Raw genomic sequence first — 5,337 nt, forward strand, 5'->3', positions numbered from 1 at the left:
TGCCGGGCCCGGTCGGGTACAGCAGCGAGAACAGGTGCCGCGAGCCCGACGGCCGGTGGATCAGCACCCGGCCGTCGCCCATCGGCTGCACCCCGGTGCCGGGCTCTTCGGGCTGGTTGCCGGGCAGCGGCACCGCGTAGGGCTCCGGGCCGTCCAGGGTCCAGCGCTCCGGGAACCAGCAATCACCGGCGGGCGCGAGCCGGGCCGCGTACGCGCCGTCCGCCGTGATCACGCACCCCGCCTCCGGCACGCCGTCGGCCCCGCTCGTGGACGGGGGTTCGATAGCACAGGCCGTCATCGTTCGGTCACCTCCGGCGACGACGCTAGTTTTCGGCCGCACCGGCGCGCACAGGCGCCGAGGCCCGCTTCACACATACGTGTGGCGCAGAAGCGATTCACCCGAGGAAACCGGGACGGGTGTGCTGAGCCGGGCCGGACCGGGCGCATGCGGTACACCCCCGCCGAACAGCCAGGTAGCCTTGGCCCGTGCCCCGTCTGTCTGAAGTCATCGCCGCGCTGGAGAACCTGTGGCCCGCCGAGCGGGCCGAGTCCTGGGACGCGGTCGGCACGGTGGTGGGCGACCCCGGCCAGGAGGTCACCCGGGTGCTGTTCGCCGTCGACCCCGTCCAGGAGATCGTCGACGAGGCGGTGCAGCTCGGCGCCGACCTGCTGGTCACCCACCACCCGCTCTATCTGCGGGGGACGACCACGGTCGCGGCCACCCACTTCAAGGGACGGGTCGTGCACACGCTGATCAAGAACGACATCGCGCTGCACGTCGCCCACACCAACGCCGACACCGCCGCCGTAACCGCCCTGGCCACCGCGGGCACCGCCACCGGCGGTCTTGGTGACCTTGGCCGTGGCGTTGCGCAGGCTGGGGCCGACCTCGTCGACGTCCAGCTCGTAGACCGTGCGCTTGACGCCCTCGCGGTCCTCGTAGGACCGCTGCTTCAGCCGGCCCTGCACGATGACGCGCATGCCTCGCTGGAGCGACTCGGCGACGTTCTCCGCCGCCTGGCGCCAGACCGAGCAGGTCAGGAACAGGCTCTCGCCGTCCTTCCACTCGTTCGTCTGGCGGTCGAAGGTGCGGGGAGTGGACGCGACGCGGAACTTCGCGACCGCCGCACCGGACGGGGTGAAGCGCAGCTCGGGGTCGTCGACAAGATTGCCGATGACCGTGATGACGGTCTCGCCTGCCATGGGGGAACCTCTCGGCGGGTTTGCTGCTCTGGCTGCTTGGTTGCTGCTACTCGAATCCCGGGATCAGCTGAGCGCGGGGCTCAGTGGGTCTCGGGACGGAGGACCTTGGTCCGGAGGACCGACTCGTTCAGGTTCATCTGGCGGTCGAGCTCCTTGACGACCGCAGGCTCGGCCTGCAGGTCGATGACCGAGTAGATGCCCTCGGGCTTCTTCTTGATCTCGTAGGCGAGACGACGACGGCCCCAGGTGTCGACCTTCTCAACCTTGCCGCCGCCGTCACGGACGACGGACAGGAAGTTCTCGATCAGCGGGGAGACAGCGCGCTCCTCGAGATCGGGGTCGAGGATGACCATCACCTCGTAGTGACGCATGTGGAACCCACCTCCTTTGGACTCAGCGGCCACGGTCGTTCCGTGGCAGGAGGGTTGTGATGCGTACGCAACGGTATCGGCCGCCACTGACAATCGGGGTTCCCTCAGGGGAGCCGGTCGGTGTGACCTGGACAGGTCTGGGCAGACACCAGTGCAGACGGTACAGACTACCCGCACACCCGCTTCCGGTTGAAATCCGGCCGCCGGGCCGGACAATCTGTACACAACGGGTGTGTACGGCGCTACGATGCGCCGCCTTCCGCAGGAGGTGCCCATGGCACAGGCATTGCGACCCAACACCGCCGGTTCCCTCTTCGCCACGGACGGCAAGCCCCATCCGCTGCAGGACGCCCTGATGGCGGTGACGCTCGTCCTGGGCCTGCTGTCCTTCATCACCGCCTTCTTCCACAGCCTCCACCTGCTGACGTCGTGGGCGGGCCTGGTGGCGCTGTGCACCGGCGTGTACGGACAGTGGATCTCGGTGACCACGCGGGAGCGGTTCGGCCTCATCCTGGGCCTCGGTGCCGCGGGGGTCGGCTTCCTGATCGGCATGGCGCACGGTGGTCTGTTCGGCGGTGTCGTCGGCTGACTCCCCGGTCCGAGGCCCGTATGCCCAGTCGGGGCGCTCGCGAGGCGCAGTAGGCTTCGGCGCGAGAGCCGGAGCCCCTGAACCCATGGGGACACACCAGCCCGAGGAGCGCCCCGAATGAGCCTGACCCTGAGGACCATCAGTCGCGAGCAGCATCTGGCCTTCATCCAGAGCCTGCCGGCGGCGAGCCACATGCAGGTCCCGGCCTGGGCCGATGTCAAGGCGGAGTGGCGCTCGGAGAACCTCGGCTGGTTCGACAAGAGCGGTCACCTGGTCGGCGTCGGTCTGGTCCTCTACCGCCAGCTGCCCAAGATCAAGCGTTACCTCGCCTATCTCCCCGAGGGCCCGGTCATCAACTGGTACGCGCCGAACCTGGACGACTGGATCCAGCCGATGCTGGCGCACCTGAAGCAGCAGGGCGCCTTCTCCGTGAAGATGGGCCCGCCGGTGATCATCCGCCGCTGGAACGCCGATACGATCAAGCGGGGCATCCAGGACCCGGACGTCAAGCGGCTGCGCGACCTGCAGGCCGACTACATCGAGCCGCGTGCCTTCGAGGTGTCCGACAAACTGCGCCGCATGGGCTGGCAGCAGGGCGAGGACGGCGGCGCCGGCTTCGGCGACGTGCAGCCCCGCTACGTCTACCAGGTGCCGCTGGCCAACCGCTCCCTGGAAGAGGTCCACAAGAACTTCAACCAGCTGTGGCGCCGCAACATCAAGAAGGCCGAGAAGGCGGGCGTCGAGGTCGTCCAGGGCGGCTACCAGGACCTGCCCGAGTGGCAGCGGCTGTACGAGATCACTGCCGTCCGCGACAAGTTCCGCCCCCGCCCGCTGTCGTACTTCCAGCGCATGTGGACCGCCCTCAACACCGAGGACCCCAACCGCATGCGGCTGTACTTCGCGCGTCACAACGGCGTGAACCTCTCCGCGGCGACCATGCTGATCGTCGGCGGGCACGTCTGGTACTCCTACGGCGCCTCCGACAACATCGGCCGCGAGGTCCGGCCGTCGAACGCGATGCAGTGGCGGATGCTGCGCGACGCCTACGCGATGGGCGCCACCGTCTACGACCTGCGCGGTATCTCCGATTCCCTGGACGAGACCGACCACCTCTTCGGCCTGATCCAGTTCAAGGTGGGCACCGGCGGTCAGGCCGCCGAGTACCTCGGCGAATGGGACTTCCCGCTGAACAAGCTGCTCCACAAGGCGCTCGACATCTACATGTCGCGCCGCTGAGCCGCCGGCGTTTGATTCCATAGCCTTCACAGCTTTTCCCTCTCTGATCCACCCCAGCCACGAGAAAGGTCCCGGGTCCGGCCATGGCGCTCACGCTCTACGTCGACACCGCGCGCTGGCGGGCGCACCACAAGCACGTGCAGGAGCAGTTCCCAGGGCTCGTCCCGGTCTGCAAGGGCAACGGCTACGGCTTCGGGCACGAACGGCTGTCGGAGGAGGCCACACGGCTCGGTGCCGACCTGCTCGCGGTCGGCACCACGTACGAGGCCGCGCGCGTCAAGGACTTCTTCGGCGGTGACCTGCTGGTGCTGACGCCGTACCGGCGCGGCGAGGAGCCCGTTCCGCTGCCCGACCGGGTGATCCGCTCGGTGTCGTCCGTCGACGGCGTCTACGGCCTCGTGGGCGCCCGTGTCGTCATCGAGGTGATGTCCTCGATGAAGCGGCACGGCGTCAGCGAGCACGACCTGCCGCAGCTGCACCAGGCCATAGAGAACGTCCGGCTGGAGGGCTTCGCCATCCATCTGCCGCTGGACCGCACCGACGGCTCTGACGCCGTCGAGGAGGTCATCGGCTGGATGGACCGGCTGCGCGCGGCCCGGCTGCCGCTGCACACGATGTTCGTCAGCCACCTCAAGGCGGAGGAGCTGATCCGCCTCCAGCAGCAGTTCCCGCAGACCCGCTTCCGCGCCCGTATCGGCACGCGGCTGTGGCTGGGGGACCACGAGGCCACCGAGTACCGCGGCGCGGTCCTGGACGTCACACGCGTGGCGAAGGGCGACCGGTTCGGCTACCGGCAGCAGAAGGCGGCCTCCGACGGCTACCTGGTGGTCGTGGCGGGCGGCACGTCGCACGGGGTGGGTCTGGAGGCCCCGAAGGCGCTGCACGGCGTCATGCCGCGCGCCAAGGGCGTCGCCCGGGCCGGCCTGGCCACGGTGAACCGGAACCTCTCCCCGTTCGTCTGGGGCGGCAAGCAGCGCTGGTTCGCCGAGCCGCCGCACATGCAGGTGTCGATCCTGTTCGTGCCCTCGGACGCCCCCGAGCCCCATGTGGGCGACGAGCTGGTGGCCCACCTGCGGCACACCACGACCCAGTTCGACCGCATCGTGGACCGCTGAGGCGGGTCACGACGGCGGAAGAACGCCGAGCGGGACAAGGTCGGTTGCCGGCCGCTGACCCTCGACCCGGCGCTCACCAAGGCCGCGCAGGAGCACAGCGCGGACATGGCCGCCCACCAGAACATGTCGCACACCGGGTCGGACGGCTCGGACCCGGGCCTGCGCATCACGCGCGCCGGCTACACCTGGAGCAACTACGGCGAGAACGTCGCCTACGGCTACACCACGGCGGAGCAGGTCATGGCGGGCTGGATGGCCAGCCCCGGCCACCGGGCCAACATCCTCGACTGCGGCTTCGAGGAGATCGGCGTCGGTCTGGCGCAGCCCGGCAGCTACTGGACCCAGGACTTCGGCACCGCCCGCTGACGCGGGCCGCCCGGCGGCCGGGGCCGGCCCGCGGGACGGCGGTTCGGAACACGCCGGCCCTCACGCGGTGTCGCCTGCCGTTCAGAGCCTCGCGCCGAAGTCCTGGGTCCACCAAGGGCCGCCCGAACCCTTGTGGACGCCCACGCCGATGTTCTTGAACGAGCAGTTGAGGATGTTGGCGCGGTGGCCCGGGCTGTGCATCCAGGAGTCCATCACCGACTGCGGGGTCTGCTGGCCCCTGGCTATGTTCTCGCCGTACGTGGACCAGCGGTAGCCCGCGGCGGTGACGCGTTCGCCGGGTCCGGCGCCGTCCGGGTCGGTGTGCTCGAAGAAGCCGCGCGCGGCCATGTCGTCGGAGTGTCCCTGTGCGGCCCGCTCCAGCTGCGGGTCCTCGGTGACCGGGCCGCATCCGGCGGCCGCCCGTTCCTCGTTCACCAGCGCGACCACCTGTGCCACG

At 69.6% G+C, this 5,337-nt stretch carries 6 protein-coding genes and 3 pseudogenes; 5 read left to right on the forward strand and 4 right to left on the reverse strand.

The features are described 5' to 3' along the window. Positions 1-298, reverse strand: a pseudogene (locus tag H5J33_RS22410) (hypothetical protein); the annotation flags it as partial. A gap of 188 nt (positions 299-486) precedes the next feature. Between H5J33_RS22410 and H5J33_RS22415 the strand changes: the two are divergent. Beyond that, positions 487-804, forward strand: a pseudogene (locus H5J33_RS22415) (Nif3-like dinuclear metal center hexameric protein); the annotation flags it as partial. Here H5J33_RS22415 and H5J33_RS22420 read toward each other — a convergent pair. Together H5J33_RS22420 and rpsF are read right to left on the reverse strand one after the other, a co-directional pair. Continuing rightward, a pseudogene (locus tag H5J33_RS22420) lies at positions 787-1,203 on the reverse strand (single-stranded DNA-binding protein); the annotation flags it as partial. The pseudogenes H5J33_RS22415 and H5J33_RS22420 overlap by 18 nt on opposite strands. Before the next feature lie 80 nt (positions 1,204-1,283). Further along, positions 1,284-1,574 carry a 30S ribosomal protein S6 gene (gene rpsF, locus H5J33_RS22425; RefSeq protein ID WP_014673750.1) on the reverse strand — a complete coding sequence of 97 codons (291 nt, stop codon included), beginning with the start codon at positions 1,572-1,574 and terminating at the stop codon, positions 1,284-1,286. A gap of 274 nt (positions 1,575-1,848) precedes the next feature. On the opposite strand from rpsF, the gene H5J33_RS22430 reads away from it, so the two are divergent. The 4 genes from H5J33_RS22430 (at position 1,849) to H5J33_RS22445 (ending at position 4,880) form a co-directional block, all read left to right on the forward strand. Then, entirely contained in the window at positions 1,849-2,163 is a 315-nt protein-coding gene (locus H5J33_RS22430; RefSeq protein ID WP_181796708.1) for a hypothetical protein, read from the forward strand. A 117-nt stretch (positions 2,164-2,280) separates the two neighbouring features. Continuing rightward, positions 2,281-3,399 carry a peptidoglycan bridge formation glycyltransferase FemA/FemB family protein gene (locus H5J33_RS22435; protein ID WP_181796709.1) on the forward strand — a complete coding sequence of 373 codons (1,119 nt, stop codon included), beginning with the start codon at positions 2,281-2,283 and terminating at the stop codon, positions 3,397-3,399. An 83-nt stretch (positions 3,400-3,482) separates the two neighbouring features. Further along, on the forward strand, positions 3,483-4,514 hold the full coding sequence (locus tag H5J33_RS22440) for an alanine racemase (RefSeq protein WP_181796710.1): 1,032 nt from the start codon (positions 3,483-3,485) through the stop codon (positions 4,512-4,514). Between the two features lie 54 nt (positions 4,515-4,568). After that, positions 4,569-4,880 carry a CAP domain-containing protein gene (locus tag H5J33_RS22445; protein WP_181796712.1) on the forward strand — a complete coding sequence of 104 codons (312 nt, stop codon included), beginning with the start codon at positions 4,569-4,571 and terminating at the stop codon, positions 4,878-4,880. Positions 4,881-4,961: 81 nt separating this feature from the next. Here H5J33_RS22445 and H5J33_RS22450 read toward each other — a convergent pair. Continuing rightward, the coding region (locus H5J33_RS22450; protein WP_181796711.1) for a CAP domain-containing protein at positions 4,962-5,337 on the reverse strand (376 nt) is incomplete at its 5' end.

Source organism: Streptomyces sp. WELS2 (genome assembly GCF_013870595.1).
Classification (GTDB): Bacteria; Actinomycetota; Actinomycetes; order Streptomycetales; family Streptomycetaceae; genus Streptomyces.

Coding starts and splice junctions, on each gene's coding strand:
- H5J33_RS22440 (WP_181796710.1), top strand. CDS start 3,483: ATGGCGCTCACGCTCTACGTCGACACCGCGCGCTGGCGGGCGCACCAC.
- H5J33_RS22430 (WP_181796708.1), top strand. CDS start 1,849: ATGGCACAGGCATTGCGACCCAACACCGCCGGTTCCCTCTTCGCCACG.
- H5J33_RS22435 (WP_181796709.1), top strand. CDS start 2,281: ATGAGCCTGACCCTGAGGACCATCAGTCGCGAGCAGCATCTGGCCTTC.
- rpsF (WP_014673750.1), bottom strand. CDS start 1,574: ATGCGTCACTACGAGGTGATGGTCATCCTCGACCCCGATCTCGAGGAG.